General features: G+C 63.3%; 15 protein-coding genes. 4 read left to right on the forward strand and 11 right to left on the reverse strand.

All coding sequences use genetic code 11. The features are described from left to right. Positions 1-7: 7 nt before the first annotated feature. The 3 genes from ACNAOU_RS24465 to ACNAOU_RS24475 are packed head-to-tail and all read left to right on the forward strand — an operon-like array spanning position 8 to position 2923. Complete coding sequence (locus tag ACNAOU_RS24465) at positions 8-307, forward strand: hypothetical protein (protein ID WP_227471698.1); 300 nt, start codon at positions 8-10, stop codon at positions 305-307. A gap of 46 nt (positions 308-353) precedes the next feature. Beyond that, positions 354-2234, forward strand: a complete 1881-nt coding sequence (locus ACNAOU_RS24470; RefSeq protein ID WP_422759060.1) for a CHAP domain-containing protein — start codon at positions 354-356, stop codon at positions 2232-2234. A 32-nt stretch (positions 2235-2266) separates the two neighbouring features. After that, complete coding sequence (locus tag ACNAOU_RS24475; RefSeq protein ID WP_422759061.1) at positions 2267-2923, forward strand: hypothetical protein; 657 nt, start codon at positions 2267-2269, stop codon at positions 2921-2923. 793 nt (positions 2924-3716) lie between these two features. On the opposite strand, the gene ACNAOU_RS24480 is transcribed toward ACNAOU_RS24475, so the two are convergent. From ACNAOU_RS24480 to ACNAOU_RS24515, 8 genes are all read right to left on the reverse strand, one after another. Continuing rightward, positions 3717-4511: a hypothetical protein gene (locus ACNAOU_RS24480; protein ID WP_422759062.1), complete on the reverse strand. Its 795-nt coding sequence runs from the start codon at positions 4509-4511 to the stop codon at positions 3717-3719. A gap of 119 nt (positions 4512-4630) precedes the next feature. Next, complete coding sequence (locus tag ACNAOU_RS24485) at positions 4631-5344, reverse strand: hypothetical protein (protein ID WP_422759063.1); 714 nt, start codon at positions 5342-5344, stop codon at positions 4631-4633. Between the two features lie 138 nt (positions 5345-5482). Beyond that, positions 5483-8521: a hypothetical protein gene (locus tag ACNAOU_RS24490; protein WP_422759064.1), complete on the reverse strand. Its 3039-nt coding sequence runs from the start codon at positions 8519-8521 to the stop codon at positions 5483-5485. Beyond that, positions 8518-8970: a hypothetical protein gene (locus ACNAOU_RS24495; protein ID WP_422759065.1), complete on the reverse strand. Its 453-nt coding sequence runs from the start codon at positions 8968-8970 to the stop codon at positions 8518-8520. Before ACNAOU_RS24495 ends, ACNAOU_RS24490 begins: the two co-directional genes overlap by 4 nt. A gap of 74 nt (positions 8971-9044) precedes the next feature. Next, positions 9045-9386 (reverse strand): hypothetical protein, encoded by a 342-nt coding sequence (locus ACNAOU_RS24500; RefSeq protein ID WP_422759066.1) that lies wholly within the window; start codon positions 9384-9386, stop codon positions 9045-9047. A 100-nt stretch (positions 9387-9486) separates the two neighbouring features. Next, complete coding sequence (locus ACNAOU_RS24505) at positions 9487-9906, reverse strand: hypothetical protein (protein ID WP_422759067.1); 420 nt, start codon at positions 9904-9906, stop codon at positions 9487-9489. Positions 9907-9915: 9 nt separating this feature from the next. Continuing rightward, on the reverse strand, positions 9916-10941 hold the full coding sequence (locus tag ACNAOU_RS24510; RefSeq protein WP_422759068.1) for a hypothetical protein: 1026 nt from the start codon (positions 10939-10941) through the stop codon (positions 9916-9918). Positions 10942-11024: 83 nt separating this feature from the next. Beyond that, positions 11025-11318, reverse strand: coding sequence for a hypothetical protein (locus ACNAOU_RS24515; protein WP_422759069.1), 294 nt, complete (start codon positions 11316-11318; stop codon positions 11025-11027). Positions 11319-11651: 333 nt separating this feature from the next. Between ACNAOU_RS24515 and ACNAOU_RS24520 the strand changes: the two genes are divergently transcribed. Beyond that, positions 11652-12407, forward strand: a complete 756-nt coding sequence (locus ACNAOU_RS24520; protein ID WP_422759070.1) for a DUF2637 domain-containing protein — start codon at positions 11652-11654, stop codon at positions 12405-12407. 85 nt (positions 12408-12492) lie between these two features. Here ACNAOU_RS24520 and ACNAOU_RS24525 read toward each other — a convergent pair whose 3' ends face one another. From ACNAOU_RS24525 to ACNAOU_RS24535, 3 genes are all read right to left on the reverse strand, one after another. After that, the gene (locus tag ACNAOU_RS24525; RefSeq protein WP_422759071.1) at positions 12493-13140 is read right to left on the reverse strand and encodes a hypothetical protein; all 648 of its coding nucleotides are present in this window, start codon (positions 13138-13140) and stop codon (positions 12493-12495) included. Positions 13141-13287: 147 nt separating this feature from the next. Further along, entirely contained in the window at positions 13288-13965 is a 678-nt protein-coding gene (locus ACNAOU_RS24530) for a hypothetical protein (RefSeq protein WP_422759072.1), read from the reverse strand. A 61-nt stretch (positions 13966-14026) separates the two neighbouring features. Continuing rightward, positions 14027-16321 carry a DEAD/DEAH box helicase gene (locus tag ACNAOU_RS24535; RefSeq protein WP_422759073.1) on the reverse strand — a complete coding sequence of 765 codons (2295 nt, stop codon included), beginning with the start codon at positions 16319-16321 and terminating at the stop codon, positions 14027-14029. Positions 16322-16336 lie beyond the last annotated feature (15 nt).

The following is a 16336-nucleotide window of genomic DNA, read 5'->3' on the forward strand; positions in this document are numbered from 1 at the left end:
TCCTATTGTGGCGCCTGAAGTCGGTGAACTGTGGTCGCTGGCCGGCGAGGACAGGCACGGAATCTTCCTGGGCGACGGGCTGTGGAACGTCCTGTCCTACGTCAACGACGAGTACACGCTCGAGCAGGTCGCCGGCCTGGAACCGCGGACTCGGGCCGACGACCAGCCGGCCGGCTTCCATTGGGCGGACCAGTTTGATGCGCTGGCCGCCGCGGACGGCCTGAGGATCACCTGGGCGGAGGAAATACTGACGTACCAGGCGCAGGGCTGGGACAAAATCCGGAAGCTGCGGCCCTCCACCGTTTAGGGCCCGCCGATGAGCGTCATCCCAAAATCTGCGCATGTTTCAGGGCATGAGCACCAATCCCTCTGAAAGCACCGGACCGGCCGCTCCGGCAACCCCGGATCCGGCAGGAGGTGCCGATGGCAAGCCCACGGCCGCGGACCAAGCCAAGGCCGACGGCGCGGATGTAGCGGTTGCCGCCCTCAAAGGAGCCGCAACCGGCGGACTCAGCGGCGCAGCGATAGGAGCCCTCAAAGGCGCTGCCAAAACCAAGACCGGCCGCAACGTGGCCATCGCCGCCGTTGCAGCGCCAATCCTGGCGGTGTCCCTGCTGACCGGCCTTGTCTTCGGTGCTGTCCAATCCACCATGGCAGCCCCAGCCGGGCGTGCGACCATCGCCCAAACGGCAGCCCTGACGGCCTTCGAGAACAAGGACGAGCTGCGCTCCATCCAGGACGCCGCCACCCAGGGCGGGGTGCCGTGGCCGGTCATCGCCGGCATCTACCAGACGGCGAAGAACAAGAGCGGCGATAAAGGCACCGGGCCGTTCGGCATCGACATGGCCAAGGCCGGTTCTGAAATCAGCGAAGCTGACGCCAACAACTTCGACAAGGCGGCAGTGTATGTCGCCCGGAAGCTGAAGGCGGCCGCCCCCGCCACGATCGACATGCTCCCCGACCCGTCATTGGACGCCGGCTACATGGATACCCGCGGGGACAAGAACGAGAGCGTTCTGAAACCGATCGACAACGACCTGGCCAAAGCTGTCCGGGACAAGGTCAAGGCCGCCTACGTGGCCGCCCTGACGGCCGTTCCCCTCCAGGGCAATCCTGCTACCGCGGATGCTGCCTTCGCCGGCTCCCTCAAATGGATGGCTGGCAGCCCTCCGGACAAGTGCGGCCCCGGCACTGTCAACGTCGGCGGCAACAGCGCCGGTTCGCTCAACCCGAAACAGAGCGCCTACGCCCAGGCGATCATTAACCAGGTCGCCGCCAAGGGTATGCCCGAAAACGCTGCGATCATCGCCATCGCCACCGCAATGCAGGAATCCACCCTGCAGATGTACTGGAACGCCCAGGTCCCCGGATCCAAGGAGCTCTCCGACGGCGGCCCCGAGGGTGGTTTTGACCTCACCGACGGGCGTATTTCGTACTCGGTCGGCTTGTTCCAGCAGCAGGTGCACGGCAACAGCTTCCCCTGGGGCACCGTCGAGGACGCCATGAACCCGACCAAATCCACGGACATGTTCCTCGAGGCGCTCCTGAAGGTCCCTGGTTGGCAGGACATGCCGCTGACCGTCGCTGCACAGACCGTCCAGCGGTCAGCCTTCCCGTCCGCCTACGCGGACGATGAGGTAACGGCCAGGAAGGTCGTGTCCGAGCTGAAGCCAACCACCGGCAGCTACGGCACCACGACAACCTCGGGCCCGTCCAATGGGTCTTCTCCCGCAACCTCTTCGAACAGCTGCGGCCCAGCCACCGGCGGTGTCGGCACCGGCGGCATGGGCAAGGGCGACGACTACCCGTTCAAGGACGCCCAGATTTACACCCCGGACCCTTGGGGCCTGTATTACCGGGAGTGCACCTCGTTCACAGCCTGGCGGATCAACGTCCAGATGGGCTACAAGGAAGGCGGCCCGTGGCCGTTCACGGTCGCCACCCAGGGCGTTGGCCTGTTCGGAGACGGCGGCCAGTGGGGACACACCCTCGGATCGAAGTACCCCGTCGACAAAACCCCGAAACCCGGTGCCGTCGCCTGGTGGGGTCCCTATTTCAGCAGCTCGACCACCAACACGCAGGAGTACGGCCACGTAGGAATTGTCGGGGCAGTGAACCCTGACGGTACCGTCTTGATCGAGGAATACAACTTCGGCTACAACCACAACTACCACACCCGGACCATCCCGGCCGACGACGTCAGCGGCTACATCCACATCGCCGACATCCCCTGAGCCCGACCCGAACCAACGCGGAGGAACGACCCATGGCCGCTGAATCAAAGCAGCTTCACCCTGCACTGCAGTACCTCAAAGACAACGCCGTGGTGATCGGCCTGGTGGTCATCGTGGCCGCCTCAGTTGCCTTCTTCGCGTTCACGCAGAGCGCCCCGGCCGAGAAGCAGGCAGCGGAGGTCAAGCCCACAGCACCCGCGACCGCGGTGCTGGAGCCGAACGCAGGAGCCACAGCGGCCACAAGCCCCTCAGAAGCCCCAGCAGGACAGGCCGGTTCCAACGGCTCGTCCACGGGCGCCACAGGCCCGGAGAACGGCACACAGCCAGCCCCGACACCTACTCCAACCAAGGTCGTGCTCGGCAGCGAACCCCAGGCGGTGGCAGCCAAGGACTGGCGCAGCTACGCGCAGGAGTTCTCCAAGGCCTGGGTCAACACCGCGGACGGCAAAGACGCGTGGCTGGGCCGCCTGAAGCCGATGGTCAGCGCCGACCTCTACGCCGGGTTCACGCGGACGGACATTGGCACAATTCCCACGGCCCAGTACCAGAGCGTGTCCCTGGCCGAGGAGTCCTTGGCGTCCAAGACGTTCCGCGCGTACTCCACAAGCGGGGCGATGTTTGAGGGCCGGGTCTCCGTCCAGGCGGACGGCAGCTGGATCGTTGACCAGGTCGGGCCGCCGAAGAAGTAAACGCGCAGACGACTCGCCACATTAGGGACAGCAGACAGGGACCGAGATCACATCATCTTTCGATGATGCTGGATAAAGGACACCATGGCGTCCTCAAGCATGTCTCTCCAGGCCACATCGTAAGTGCTCCCTTCGTCAACAACATCAAGGACTGAGGGTGTTTCCGGGACATAACGAACCACTTCGGCCCACCGAGTCCTCCAAGTAAAGGAGAAAGCGCTTTGCTTGGTAACAGTGGGAATCATGTGCATTCCCACTGTAGACAGTAGGTAGGTCCTGCCGAGCCGGCCAGCGGGATATGCACGAGATCGGTCAGAAGCGCGCATCGGACGTTGAGATTCCAACATTTGGTGGGATTCCGCTTCTCCAGGATCCTCTCGGACTCCAAGCGGGGATTGGAATTTCCGTTACCAACGTAAACCCGACACACTGCCGGGTAGACCTTGAATTCGGGTCTGACGCCTAGGGCCTCCATCTGAGCCAGGAATTCACGCACGAGGAGATCAGACTCCTTCTCGCGTGCTTGAACTCGGGCTCGACGATTTTCGGCCTCCCGCGCTGAACGCTCCGATTCGGCGTCCTTTTCTGCCTTTGCCCTGACCTCTGCTGCAGCGAGCCGCCGCTGGAGGGCACCGGATCCATCAGATAGAGCTATGGGTCAAAGAATAGCGGCAGCACGACCCCAATGTGAGTCTCGTAGCAGAGAATGAATCCAGTGACCAGGGGCTGTGTGTCAAACCTGGGTCCCTCGGGTCATTCCTCCCCGGTCACGTCACAGATAGCCACAGAGCACCTAGTCGACGAAGGTGTTCGGGATGGCTTTTCCCTCGCTGGCCTTCATGACAGGCACCGGGCATCCGATGTTGCTGGGGAAGTACAGCAGCAGGGATCCGGAAACGTTGGCCGAGTACCAGTATTTGACCTCCGCCACAGTGTGATTCCAGACCTTGCTGACTGCCGTGTAGTTCACGGACTGGCCAGATTTTAGGATGAACTCGCCAGTGGTGGGCTGCCCCGGGGGCGGCGCCCAGTCGAAGGTGCCGTATAGCTCGATGACTATGCTTTGTCCGCGGTCGTCCAGACCGAGGAAATTCGGGATGTCATTCTCTCCAACACTGATCGCTGCGTTGCTTCCGTTGACCAAAGTGCCATGCCCTGTCACGGTGACTTGAGTGAGGTCCGCCGAATAGGACGCGTCGGCTTTGGCTATGTCAACGGAGGTCAGATTGGCCGTAACCGGCCCCGTGGGGCATTGCCGTTGGGCTGGGGCCACTGGCCGTGCCGGAGATGGTTCGGGTTCCGGGACGAGCGGCGGGGCGGAGGAAGGTGCTGTGACGGGTCGGGGCGTAGTTGTGGCTGTGGCTGCCGGTGTCCCAAAGGTGACCGGGGAGGGAGACGGGGTCGTCGTGCTCCGAGTCGGATTCACAGTCGCTGGAACTTCAGGCGTCGACGTAGACACAGCCGCCACAGGGGCGTTCCTGCTCGACGTCATAACACCGAGGACAACTCCCGCCGCAATCGCGATCACGATGACAGCGAGAGTCACATTCAGCACGATCTGCTTGGACATAGTCCCCTGGTAAGCCATGCCTCGAAGTCTATGTGTACGAACTCTCTCGGAAAGTGGCTTTTGCATTCATTACGCCACCGCAAGAACGCAGGGCCTCCCCACATGGAGAGGCCCTGCGTATTATTCGGCTCCGGTCGTTAGTAGCCGCTCATGTCGTTGCGCTGATAGACCAGCTGCTCACGGATGCCGGAGAGTTCTTCGCGCTGGTTTTCCAAGGCTGCCAGCAGTGCGTCATTCTCGTTCCGGAAGATCTTCTCCATCGAGTAACGGATGTCCCACAGGCTGTACTTCTTGTCGATCTCCAGGACGGTCAGGGTCTCGTCGAAGAGCTCCACGGGCTCGTTGAGGACCTTGTCACCCTCGCCCGGGAAGCGCTGAGAGTTGGGTCGGTGGGCGAGCATCTTGGCAGCCCGGATGAGCTGGCGGGTGTCATATTCGCCGAGACGCTCGGGACGCTTCACTGTTACACGGGGAAGAATGGCGAGGCGGTGCTGTTCGTATTCGCTCTTGAACCGCTGCTGGTACTCGGCGAGGTGCTTCTCCTTGGGGACCGGGTTCTGGCCCTCCCAGACAGCCCGCCATTGGGCCATCTCAGCCTCCATGTCCCGGTCTATTTCGTCTGACCGGAACTTGGCGTATGCATCATTCACCTGGTCGATGATCTCGTCGGGGATCTCCACGTTGGACCAGAACTGGATACAGTGCTCAGCCGTTGCGGAAGGTGCCGGATTAAGGAACGAACCGTCGGTTCGGTCAAAGAGTCGGATGGGGGCCTCCGAGTGCTTGTTGGCCGCAAACTGGCCGCCGACAGGGATCCCCTGCGGCTGTCGGTTGATGCCTTCTGATGTCATTGTCGGTGAGCTCCCTTGGTGCTTGAGTGTCTATCCTCGCCTCGCGGTCGCTCGGCGTTGATCTTACTGGATCGGCTTGCTTCGGTGCGGTAAATGCCTCCTACCGGTCTGTGTCCGGCAGGAGGCATTTTCGACGAGCTAGACGGTGGGAAATTGCTCGGTCGCCGGCGCAGCACTTCCGGCTCCCCCGGCAGGGCCACCCGCGTCGGGCCGCGCATCCCGTTGGAAGGCGGTGGGCGACGGCGGCACCTTCAGTCCGACACCATTCGCGACGTTCTCGGAGCCTTTGCTGATCTTCTTGATCTTGGCCTCCTTCGGTGCCTTCTGCTTCATCTGATGGCGCATCGCCTGGCGGTACGTCTCAGTGCGGGCGTCGTCCCGTTCGCGGCGTGCGGCCGGCAGGTTGTTCACGCCGGCGCCGAGTGCCTTCTTGGCAGCCCATGCACCGGCTGCGACCGGAACAATGGCCAAAGCCGGCGTGGTGAGTGCGAATACCGCACCACCGGCGGCGGCACCTGCCCCGTACTTGGCGGCCGTGCGGAAGGGGCGTTCCCGGAACTCCTGGCCGGCGGCGGACCAGGAGTTCTTGACCGAAGCCAGGGCCTTACCCCGCACTGTTGTCGGCATCGGCGTGAGGCCGAGATCGGCGCGGCGCTGCTTCTCGAACTCCACTGCCTTGACGCGCTCCTCTTTCGCGGCCTCGCGCATTGCCTTCCGGTCCATCGCGGACATGTGGCCGCTGGCGAGCCGGGAGTTCGGGACGTTGGAGTTGATCAGGTCGAGGTGATCGAGCTTGCCGTCGGCGTAGCCTCCGCGGACCTGCTCTGCCGTCACGCGGCCTGCCGTAGGCTGCTCGCTGGCAACCTGCTCAGCAGCCGGCTGCGAAGCCGTTGCCTGGCCTGCTGTCTGCTCTTCGGTGATGGTCTGGTCGGCCGTCGTCTCGGCAACCTCCTCAGCGACGCCGCCCCGGCGTTTGGCTGCGCCGGCTCCAGCAGTTGCTCCGGCTCCGCCCGCTGCCCCGAATGCGCCGGCCATGACCGCGCCGCCGCGCCGCTTGGCACCTTCAAGCCCGCCCGGAAGCCCGGTGCCAGCCGCCAGTGCCCCGCGGCTGCCTGCAGTGCTTGAAGTGCCTGGAGCGGCAGCGCCGCGGCGTGCCGCCGAGCCGTTGCCCAGGCGTCCGCCGGAGGCTGCGGACATGACACTGTTCATTCCCCTGCCGCTGGCGCGCTTGGCCGCGTTCATGGCACGGGCGCCGTGCCGGCGAGCCTGTCCGTCAAGCAGGGACCCGATGCCGGCTGCGGCTGCGCCGCCCACGGCGGCGGTGGAGGCGCCCCAGGCAAGGCCAGCGGAGAGCTTGAACGGGGAAGGAACCTTCATGACCTTGGTGAACATCATGTGGAGCAGGAAGACGGCCATCAAAGGTGAGAGGCCGGTCCAGAAGGTGGCGACCAGCGAGCCGTCGCCGCCGAGGAAGGTTGCTCCCATGTCCTGCAGCATCTTGGAGAGCACTGCGACGAGGGCGAAGATCATCTGGATGCCGAAGACGAAGATGTTCATTCCCAGGAGCATCTTCACGAAGCCCGAGAGCTTGTCCGTGCCGGCGCTGGGCAGCAGGCACATGATGACCAGGAAGAAGGCCGTGATGATCATGATGACCATGGCGACCTTCGCAACGATGATCGAGATGGCGATCGCACCGAAGACGCCGAGCATGGCCAGCGCGGACAGGTTGTAGGCGAAGACCGAGGTCATGCCCTGGAAGTTGTAGTTGCCGTGCAGGGTCAGGATGTAGTCGCGCAGCTGCAGATCCGACGGGATGCGCTTCTGCACGTCGCTGTCGCCGGAGGGCCAGTTCATGGCGCCGGGAACGTCGCCACCTTCCATGTACCAGTTGCGGCAGTCATCCTTGCTGACCTTGTGCTCGCTGTCGCCGCTGGCGAAGTTTGCCTGGATGCTCCAGCTGTTGGCGTCGCTGGGGTTTGCGCCCATGCCGTTGAGGCGGCAAGTCGACCAGCCGATCATGGACCGGTCACGGCTGACGGTGTCGGTGGGCTGCCACGCCTGGGAGAAGTAGTTGGTGACCTTGAAGCCGTTGTCGCCCCAGAACCGTGCCATGGTGCCACGGACGCTGGATGCACCGGCGGAGTTGGCATCGACGGTTTCATTGCCCATGACTGGCACACCGGAGTTCCAGTCCAGCAGGTGGCAGTACGTGTTGTCGTCCAGCCCGCTGGTTCCGAACTGGGCGGTTCGCCAGGTCTTGAGGCCAGTGCCTTCCCAGAGGGTGGACATGATCATCGGAACGCCCGAGGACAGCTTGTCAGCGCCAGTCCCATAGGTTGCCTGGTAGCCGGCCTTCAGGGACTGGACGTAGTTGTTGCAGCCGAGTGGGTTGCTGGTGTCGTACATGCCGGTAGCCGTCGTGGGCATGGCCAGCGCGGAGGCCGGGGCGGATGCCAGCGAGGAGACGGTCTTATTCAGAGTGGTGACAATCCAGCCCGGGGACATCAGGCCCGGCTTGTAGGGTGCTGCGCTGCCGTCCTTTCCGCCTCCGGTCGAGGCCATGGAGCCGCCTACCATGAGGGCCAGGAGGCCGACGATGGCGCCTTTGGCGACGATGGTCTTCCAGGCAGCTCCGCCGCGGCGGCGTGCCTGGAAGAGGAGGATTCCCACGGAGATGACAACGATGCCGGCCAGAAGGCCGGATCCCAGGACGGCGTCACCGATCGTGGCACCAACCTTGTCCGCGGCACCGCCCATGGAGTCGAGCATGCAGAAGTTGATGGCGAACGAGGACAGGCCTGTGCCGAGGGACCACATGAAGTTGCCTGTCGACATGCCGCTGGAGACGAGCGCGTGGCGCTGCAGCAGCGTTGCCGTGTCGGAGAACATGGTGTTGTCGAGCCTGGAGTGCAGGTTCGAGGTTGAGTCCGCCCACCGGTTTACGGGCAACAAGGGAGAGGTGGCCGCGTACTTGCCGCTGCCGTCAGCTGAGTTGCCACAGGCACCAGTAGGCGTGGTCACGCTGCCGCCGTCCAGTTTGACCGGGACAGATACCGCAGCGGCGGACCGTTCAGCGGAGTGGGCGGAGGCCATGGCGGTCGGGGCAAGCCCGAGGACCAACATGGCCACCACAATGAGCGTCCCGATCAGTCGGGTGAACAGGGACTTCTTCATCGGGAGAACGCCTCAAAATCTTCGAAGTGGTCGGACTGCTTGGGCCGGGAGTCATCATCGTCGCGATGGACGGGGACGGCGATCTGGCGGATGATGCCGAACTTTTCACCGTTGACGTCGACGGGCTGGCCGCAGAGATAGAACGTGTTCACGTTGGAGCGCTTCTTGTCGAACATCGCCTGGTAGGTCCGCAGCTGCAGGCCTTCCTTGGAGCGGCGTTCAATGAGCAGGAACGCGGCGGCTTCGACGGCGGGGATCCATAAGAGCGCCCAAGTGTTGAGCATCGGGAAGAAGGCTCCGGTCAGGATGCCTCCGGGGACCATGGCGAACACGGCGATCCAGAAGGTCCTCAATTTCATTTCCACCGTGCCAATGACCGTGGTGCGTTCGGCACCCGAGGTGCGGCCGGTCATCGGCGTCAGCAGATAGAGGGAGTTTATGGAGGCCATGACGTGGTCCCTTCAGACGTGAGCCGGGGCTCGGAAGCCCCGGCTCATCGGTTGTTCAAGCCCGAGGGCCGGGCTTAGTGACCGGAAGTCGCGGTCTCGGCCAGCTTGATCGCGATGTTCGCGACAAAGTCGAGGACGCCGAGCAGCAGCGGGAACAGGAGGGCCGGGGCTGCGAGGATCGCGCCGGGGATCAGCGCGCCCCACAGCGGCTGCGAGCCCTGGCCCATTCCGCCTCCGCGGCGGCGGTCCCAGGCCCACTTGATGAGGGCGAAGACCACGAGGCAGACGCCTACGACTGTCATGAGAGTCGTGATGCCTGGGAAGCCGGAGGTGATGGCGCCCCAGAAGGCGTCCCAGCCGCCCTTGAGGTCAACCTTGTCAGCTGCCGTCGGGACGGCCATGGGAAGTGCGCTCATTTCTTGCCTTTCTTGGACGCACCCGCCGGTGGCGAATGTCGTTTATTTCTGCGGGGTACTTCTACTCATTCACATGCGTAGAGATCTGAGGGACGGCCGTTCAGCGGGAAATAAACCCCATGACCCGCTGAACTTTTGGGTCGTGGTTGAGTCGTTCGCGGTTCTTGTCCGACAGGTCCCAGCCGGCCAGTGCGGCGGCGCGCACCAGCGGGTGCGGATCCTCCGCAGCCCGGTCAGCAGTGCCCGCATACCCGGTGTTCACTGCTGCGAGCCGCACTGACGCCGGCTGGTCCGCTTCAGAGAGCCGCTCCAGGACGTCATCCGGGACCCGAATGCTGGAGGTCACCTCTGCCCGGACCAGCGGGTCGTTGCTCTCAGCCAGTGCACGGAGCTGCTCCACGTCAGCATCACCGACGGACGGGAAGTCAGTGTCGTTGATGCTGAGGGTGGGCTCCGTGTGGGAGGAGGCGGCGAACTGGCCGCCGCTTCGGACTCCCTTTGGTACTCGGTTCGCGGGCACTGAGACCTCCTAGCTCTTCTTGTTGTGCTTGTTGTTGGCGATCGCCATGGCGGACTCCCACATGGTCTGGGCGCGGTCTGCACCGAAACGCTCGAGAGTGTCGACGATCTTTTCCTGCTCCTCGAAGCCGATCTCTCCGAACGGTGCGAAGAGCGCTTCGGTGGCTTCACCGTCGTTGCCAAGTGACCACGCCCTGCAGGCGCCAAGGATGCCGTTCTTGTGGTTCTCCATGACTCCGCGGTGCTTGGTGACCTGGCGCTGGGAAAGGCTGCCCGGCTGGGACATCGGAACTCCGGTGCCCTCGGCGATGGCATTCCAGGCCAGGCGCTTCATCTCGGCTTTGTGCGCGGCGCCAGTCTCTTCCATGGCCTGGTGGGCACGGTCCATGTAGGAGCCGGGTTCGATGTAGTGACCGCTGGTTTCAGGGCTCACGAGAGTCGCTCCGAGTGTCGATTCAACGCCACCGTCCACGCCGTGAGGTGCGTCAAGGGAACGGTCGAAGGTGCGGGCAATCATGAAGTCCTTGGACGGCTTGTGGCGCGGGTCGTGCCACTCGTCGCGGACCTTCTGTTCGAGGGCAGTCTTTTCGCGCTGGGTCATCGGCCGGCCGATCTTGGCCTCGATTTCCTCGCGCTGCTTCTCGAAGATGACGTAGGCGCGGCGGTCTTCGGCCCGGAACACCGTTTCGGTCGCACGCACCGTCTGGTTCGCGGCGGTGGACGTCAGCCACTGCTTGTAGTCGGTGACTTTGTTGCCGCGGTTCATGGCCTCCAGGAACTGCAGCATCGTCTCCTGGGCGATGTCGTCTTCGTCCTTGACCAGCGACTTCTCAGCCTGGTTGTACCGGCGGCGCCAGAGCTTGGTGGAGCTGTAGCTGATCTCCATGACTTCCTCGGCAGAGGTCAGTTCGTTGAGCCGCTGCGTCGCGAGGCTCACGGTCGGCTCGGCGTGTGCGGTCGCCGCGAATTGGCCGCCAGTGCGGACGCCCTTGGGGACGCGGTTCATGCCGGCTGAGGATGCGTTGTCGTTGCTCATGCCTGGTGTGTGTGCGGCAACTTCACAAAACGCGCAGCATCCTGCGAAAAAATGTTGGAGGTCACATTTTCGGCACCCTCGGGTCAGCAGCGATCCAGGATCCGTTTGGCCATGGAGCGGGTGTGCTGGGACACGGCTGTTCCGTCACGGTCCGCGTTGGCCATCAAGGTGGCGGTGTACTCGCAGAGCTTGGCGTGGGCTTGTGTCTGCCACTGCTTCGGGTTCAGCAGCGTGTTGGCAACGCCGTCGGCTGCCGGGCTGTCTGATTTGGTTTCCGCGGTCATCCGGGCCAGCTCCAGGGATGACGCGATTTTCGCGTCGTCGGTGCCAAAACGGGCTGTCTCGTAGGCGGCACGACCTTCAGGTGAGACGTCCACGTTTGCTCTCCTCTGGCCGTCAGAGCATCCGGTGGCAGCGGTAAGTAACAGGGCCGCGGCGGCCAGTGCGATGAGAGTCTTCCAAGGGTTGCTCATGCGGCTCATGTGTACGGATCCGGGGGTCTCCTTCACCGCCAACAATCGCTGGTTCAAAGCGGTGGTCCATCGGTGGTCTTTTGGGTGGTCCATGCAGGTGGTCCAGGGTGGTCCTTTCAGTGGTCCACCCGGTGGTCCTCAGTTGGTCCATCCTGCGCCGGGATTTTGTCGGGGACCGGTCCTAGACTGGGCCACCAAGCGGTCCGGAGGGGCCGCCGGCATGGAAGGAAGAGGGGCATGACTTCACGTATCGAGCCTGACAGCCGGACGATGGTGCTGCTGTCGCTGACCCTGGTCGGGGTACTGGCGGCGGCAAGCTTTACCCTCTCGTTCCTCGGCCTGATCCAGGCGGCTGCTTGGGCGGGGATCCCGGAAATGCTGCGGTGGCTGGTGCCCATCGTCGTTGACGCGACAATCCTCGTTTATGCCGTTGCGGCCAGTGTTCAAAGGGCGCGAGGGGAATCCACGACCCTTTCGTGGATGGCGATTGGCTTCTTCACCTTGGTGTCGGTGCTCGCTAACGGAGCCCATGTACTGGCCCCAAACGGGGTTGTTTCAGAGGTGAATTCGACCGTCATTTTTGGCGCCTTCCTGGCCGCCATCATGCCCGTCAGTCTGTTCTTCGCCACCGAGACGACAGTCAACCTGGTGGTGGCGCCGGCCTATGGATCAGTGGCCCAACGTCGGAAGCGGGCCCGGGACCAACTGGTCCGCGCGGACCAGATGGACCGCATCAAGGACCAGTGGGGCACTTCGGGTGGACCACGAAAAGGACCACAGGGTGGACCACTTTATGGACCAGGGGTGGACCACCAAAAGGACCACCCACGGACCACCCCGAAAACACGCGCTGAAGTGGACCCGGCAAAGATCCACGAACTGGCCGCTGAGAAGCTCAGCCAGAGGGCCATAGCGCAGCGACTCGGCTGTTCCAAGACGACGGTCGCGAGGGTCCTTTCTGAGGCCAGAGAGCCGGAGAAGGCTCACGCGTAGGTGAGTGCGATGACGGCGGCCATCTGAAGGTCATGTCAGCCCGGGTCGTCCCAAGCCTTCACGTATGAATTTTTAGAGGGTGGGTTTACCGGAAGTGGATGCCTTTTGCGTGTTGTCTCCACACACCGAATATTGATTCAAGGAATTTCTTCGATTCTTCCTTGCTGTAGCAGACTGAGGCATCCTCTCGAATGTAACTCTCGAACACGCTTTTCCAGCGGCTGACAGCCTGGAGGGCGCCCAGGAAGTTGAATCCGACACCACTGCCAGTCCAATCCATCTGCCAATCGGTTGTGAGCATGTGTCTATTGGAACTACCGCTGGGAGCAGGTTTGAGGACTTTACCTCTGGAAGTGACCAGCCCTGATGCTATCGAGTATCCCTCTGAGTTAGAGATACCGATAGGGCGCCCAGGAACGGCACCAATATGGTGTCGCGTTGCTTTCGAGCCGAACATAGAGGTTCGTCGCACCCAAAGGTAGTACTGCGTGTCCGGGATCTCGATCGGGTATTTACGATAGAGGTTTTCTACCTCATCCCAGGGACGAAAAGTCTCGAACTTCACTCCAAGATCACGGTAACGGTCGAACCCCCGGCTCGTGAGCCCCTCCGCCGTGCTGAGTGCTGCGACAATCTGCTGGAGACCCGGTTTCTCCAAGACCGACTGCTCTACTGCCCGCAAAGCCAACACATCATTCGCCTGAATGCAGGTCTGGCAAATCATTGCTGACACCCCAAGGCCCAAACGATCAGCATTTGATAGCCCCGCATGTCCGTTGCAGACATGACGTCCACAAGAAGTACATCGGATTTTCGCTTGACGCCCGCATGCGCAGTATTCCATAGCTGAATGCTACTTAATGCGCCCTCACGCAGGCTTCTATTTCGACGGCCAGTCTGAAACGCGTAGGGGCTCAGGCGAAGGGTCTTCGTCGTCCTCGACGTGCACGACGTCGTAGCACGGCACCGAAGCAGCCTCCTGGGCCTGCCTTGGCTCTTCGGCCGGTGGGCCAGCGGCCAGCCCCGCCTCTGCTATAGGCAACAGCTCAGGTGCGTTGTCGGCGAGGTACTCGTCGTCCGGAGTGGCTTTGGCTGCAGGTAACTTCCGGGCCGCGGGTGCGGTTATCGGGGTCTTTGCGATCTTGGCGGCAATCTGGGCAGCCGGCTTCGCAGCGCCTGCTGGTGTCTTGGGAGCAGTGATGCCCGTGGCGGCTGCGACCTTGAAGGGCTTGCCTTCGCAGCCTGCCGTGACCATGCACCGCGACGGCGCGGAGTCGGCGGTCAGCACGTAGTGCTCGCAAACAGGGCAGATGACCGGGATGACGGCAGGATTGACCTTCACGAGGTTCAGGACCGGTTGCCACATATTGATGGTGTCCAGCTGGGCGTCAGTCAGATCGACCGCCTTGAAGGCCTTGATGACAAGCAGGTTGTTGGAGCCCATGGCTGTGACGAGCTCGGGCCAGGTGTTCTGCTTGGCCTTTTTGAGCAGCGCGATGCCAAGGCTGACCGCTTCGGCCAGTCCTTCGTACTCGGGTTTGGTCTTCAGCCCCGCCATCAGCAGGGACCCTGGGTAAAGCTCATGTCCACCATGTGTACGGCAGTCCGCTCAGCCCTCATCATGCCGCCAGCTCGTGGCCGCGGGCGTCCAGGACATCCTGAACGATCGCTTCGATAATGTCGCCCAAGGACTTGAACTGCTTCTCCAGCTCGCGGTCTTCCTCGGTGAGGACTTCGTACGCGTTAGTTTCCTCGTTCAGGACAGAGGTCATCTGGGTGACATTGTTGTCCGCACCGGGCATCATGACGTCCAGGTCCTTGGCCTTGTTCCGGAGGATGGCCCGCATGTGGGCGTCCAGGGTGTTGGTGGCCAGCAACGTGGTGACCATGCAGGTGTTCTGCTGCCCGATGCGGTTTGTGCGATCCTCGGCCTGACTGATGTTTGCGGGGGTCCAGTCTGTCTCGATGAAGACGGTGTCCGAGCTGGCGGTCAGGGTGATGCCGAAGCCTGCGGCGCCGATGGAGCAGAAGATGACACCGATCTCACCGTTCTGCAGCTTGTCCGCGACGGCCTGGCGCTTGTGCTGGGCCACTCCCCCGTCAATGAAGCCGGTGTCAGCGATGCCGGCCTTCTCGACAGCCTCGATGAGGGCCTGCATGACGGGTTGGTGGTGGACCCAGACGGTCAGCGGCCGGGTGTAGATCTTCTTGCCGTTGCGGACCTCGGTGGTCGCCTCCATCCAGTCGGAGATGATCTCGATGGCTGCCGGGATCTTGGCGATGCCGGCCGCGGCGCGCAGCGGCGTGATCAGGTCCACCCGGGTCCGGGCGAACTCTTTGATGGTCTCCTTCGAGATGACCTCCCCGGCGGCGCGCTGCTCGTCGATCCACTCGGTGACCTTCTCGTGCAGCGTGTCGTGGGCGGCTTTAAACCCCTTGGGATCGATTTCGACGTACCGGGTGGTGCGCAGTTTGGGCGGGAGCTGCTTGAGGACGTCCTTCTTGTTCCGCCGGACCCAGCAACTGTGGGAGAGCATCTCCTCGAGCTGGGGCAGCATCTTGCGGTTGGGCAGGAACGCGCCGAAGTGGTTCTGGGTCGTGTAGGTCTCCATGAATTTGGAGGCACCGCCGAAGACCGGGTCCAGGAGGCCGGCGATGGCGAGCATGTTCACGCCTTCGGCAGGGTTCTGCAGGAACGGGGTGCCCGTCATCGGCAGGCGGAGCGCGTCGATTGAGCACGCCAGGTTCCGGTTGGCGGTGGCGCGCTGGCCGGCCCAGGTCCGGGAGCGGTGCACCTCGTCAAAGAGTGCCGCCTGGGGTGCCCAGGCGACCAGCTCGTCCACGAGCTCGGGCCGGGAACCAAGGAGGGAGTCAGCGACAACGACGACGCCCGCTTCCGGGAAGGGCGGCACCTTCTTGCCGGCGCGGATGGGGACGATGTAGTCCGGGAAGTCAGGCTTCTTGGGTGGACGGACCGGTTTCTTCGCACGGGACTTGGCCTTCTTCTTCGGCGGCTCCGGCGGAACGGGTGCTGGCTTGGGCTGGATCCGCTGGAGTCCGGGCCCTAAAGCGGCGTACGCCTCGCGGCACCAGTTCTCCACGACCAGGGGCGGCACGACGATGACAGTGCGCCGGGAGCGCTTGATGGCGGCCGCTGCGAGGGCCTGGCGCGTTTTACCGAGACCAGGCGAGTCTGCAAGGGCTCGGTGTCCACCGGCGATGGCGTAGGCCCCGGCGACCTGGAACGGGTACAGCGCGAGGCCGAACCAGTTGGGCAGGTATCCGGTGTGGGCCGCCACGATGTCGATAAGTTCCTGGGTCCGCGGGGACAGCTCGTCCTGGACGTCTCCGTCGACGCCGGTCGATCGGGCGAGTTCCCGGGCAGCTGCGCGGACTGGCTCCGGAATATTTTCGAACTGTCTGGCCTGAACGGCTGCCTCGTAGGTGAGCGGGTCGAGGCGCAGCCCCTTCTTGGCTTCCCCTTCATCGGTGACGAGGTCGGCGAGCATGACGTTGAAGCGCTGACGGGTCTTGTCCCAGATCGCACCTGGGCCCAGGATGGCGCTCATCCGCTCGAAGCCGGCCAGCCGGGGGCGGACGAAAACCATGTGGGGGTAGCGTTCCGACCGCTGCACCAGCGGGCGCCACAGTGGTTCCAAGGAATCGAGCCCCGCCAGGTCGCCGGACGCTTCGGAGTAGTCCACCTCAATTTTGGCTGCTTCAAAGAACCGGTCAGGGTGGGTTCCGGTGGCCGTGATGTACCAGGTCTTCTCGGAGTTGTCCCAGCGCCGGCCCGGCAGCTTCTTCACCCAATCCTGGGCGGAATTGCCGTTGGGCAGGACTGCGCCCCATCCGAATTTGAAGCGGAGTTCGGGGTTGCGGTAAGTCCCGGTGAGGACTGCGGTGAGGGCCATGGCTTTCCCTATGCG

The organism is Paenarthrobacter sp. C1 (assembly GCF_049315185.1).
In the GTDB taxonomy this organism is placed as follows: Bacteria; Actinomycetota; Actinomycetes; order Actinomycetales; family Micrococcaceae; genus Arthrobacter; species Arthrobacter nicotinovorans.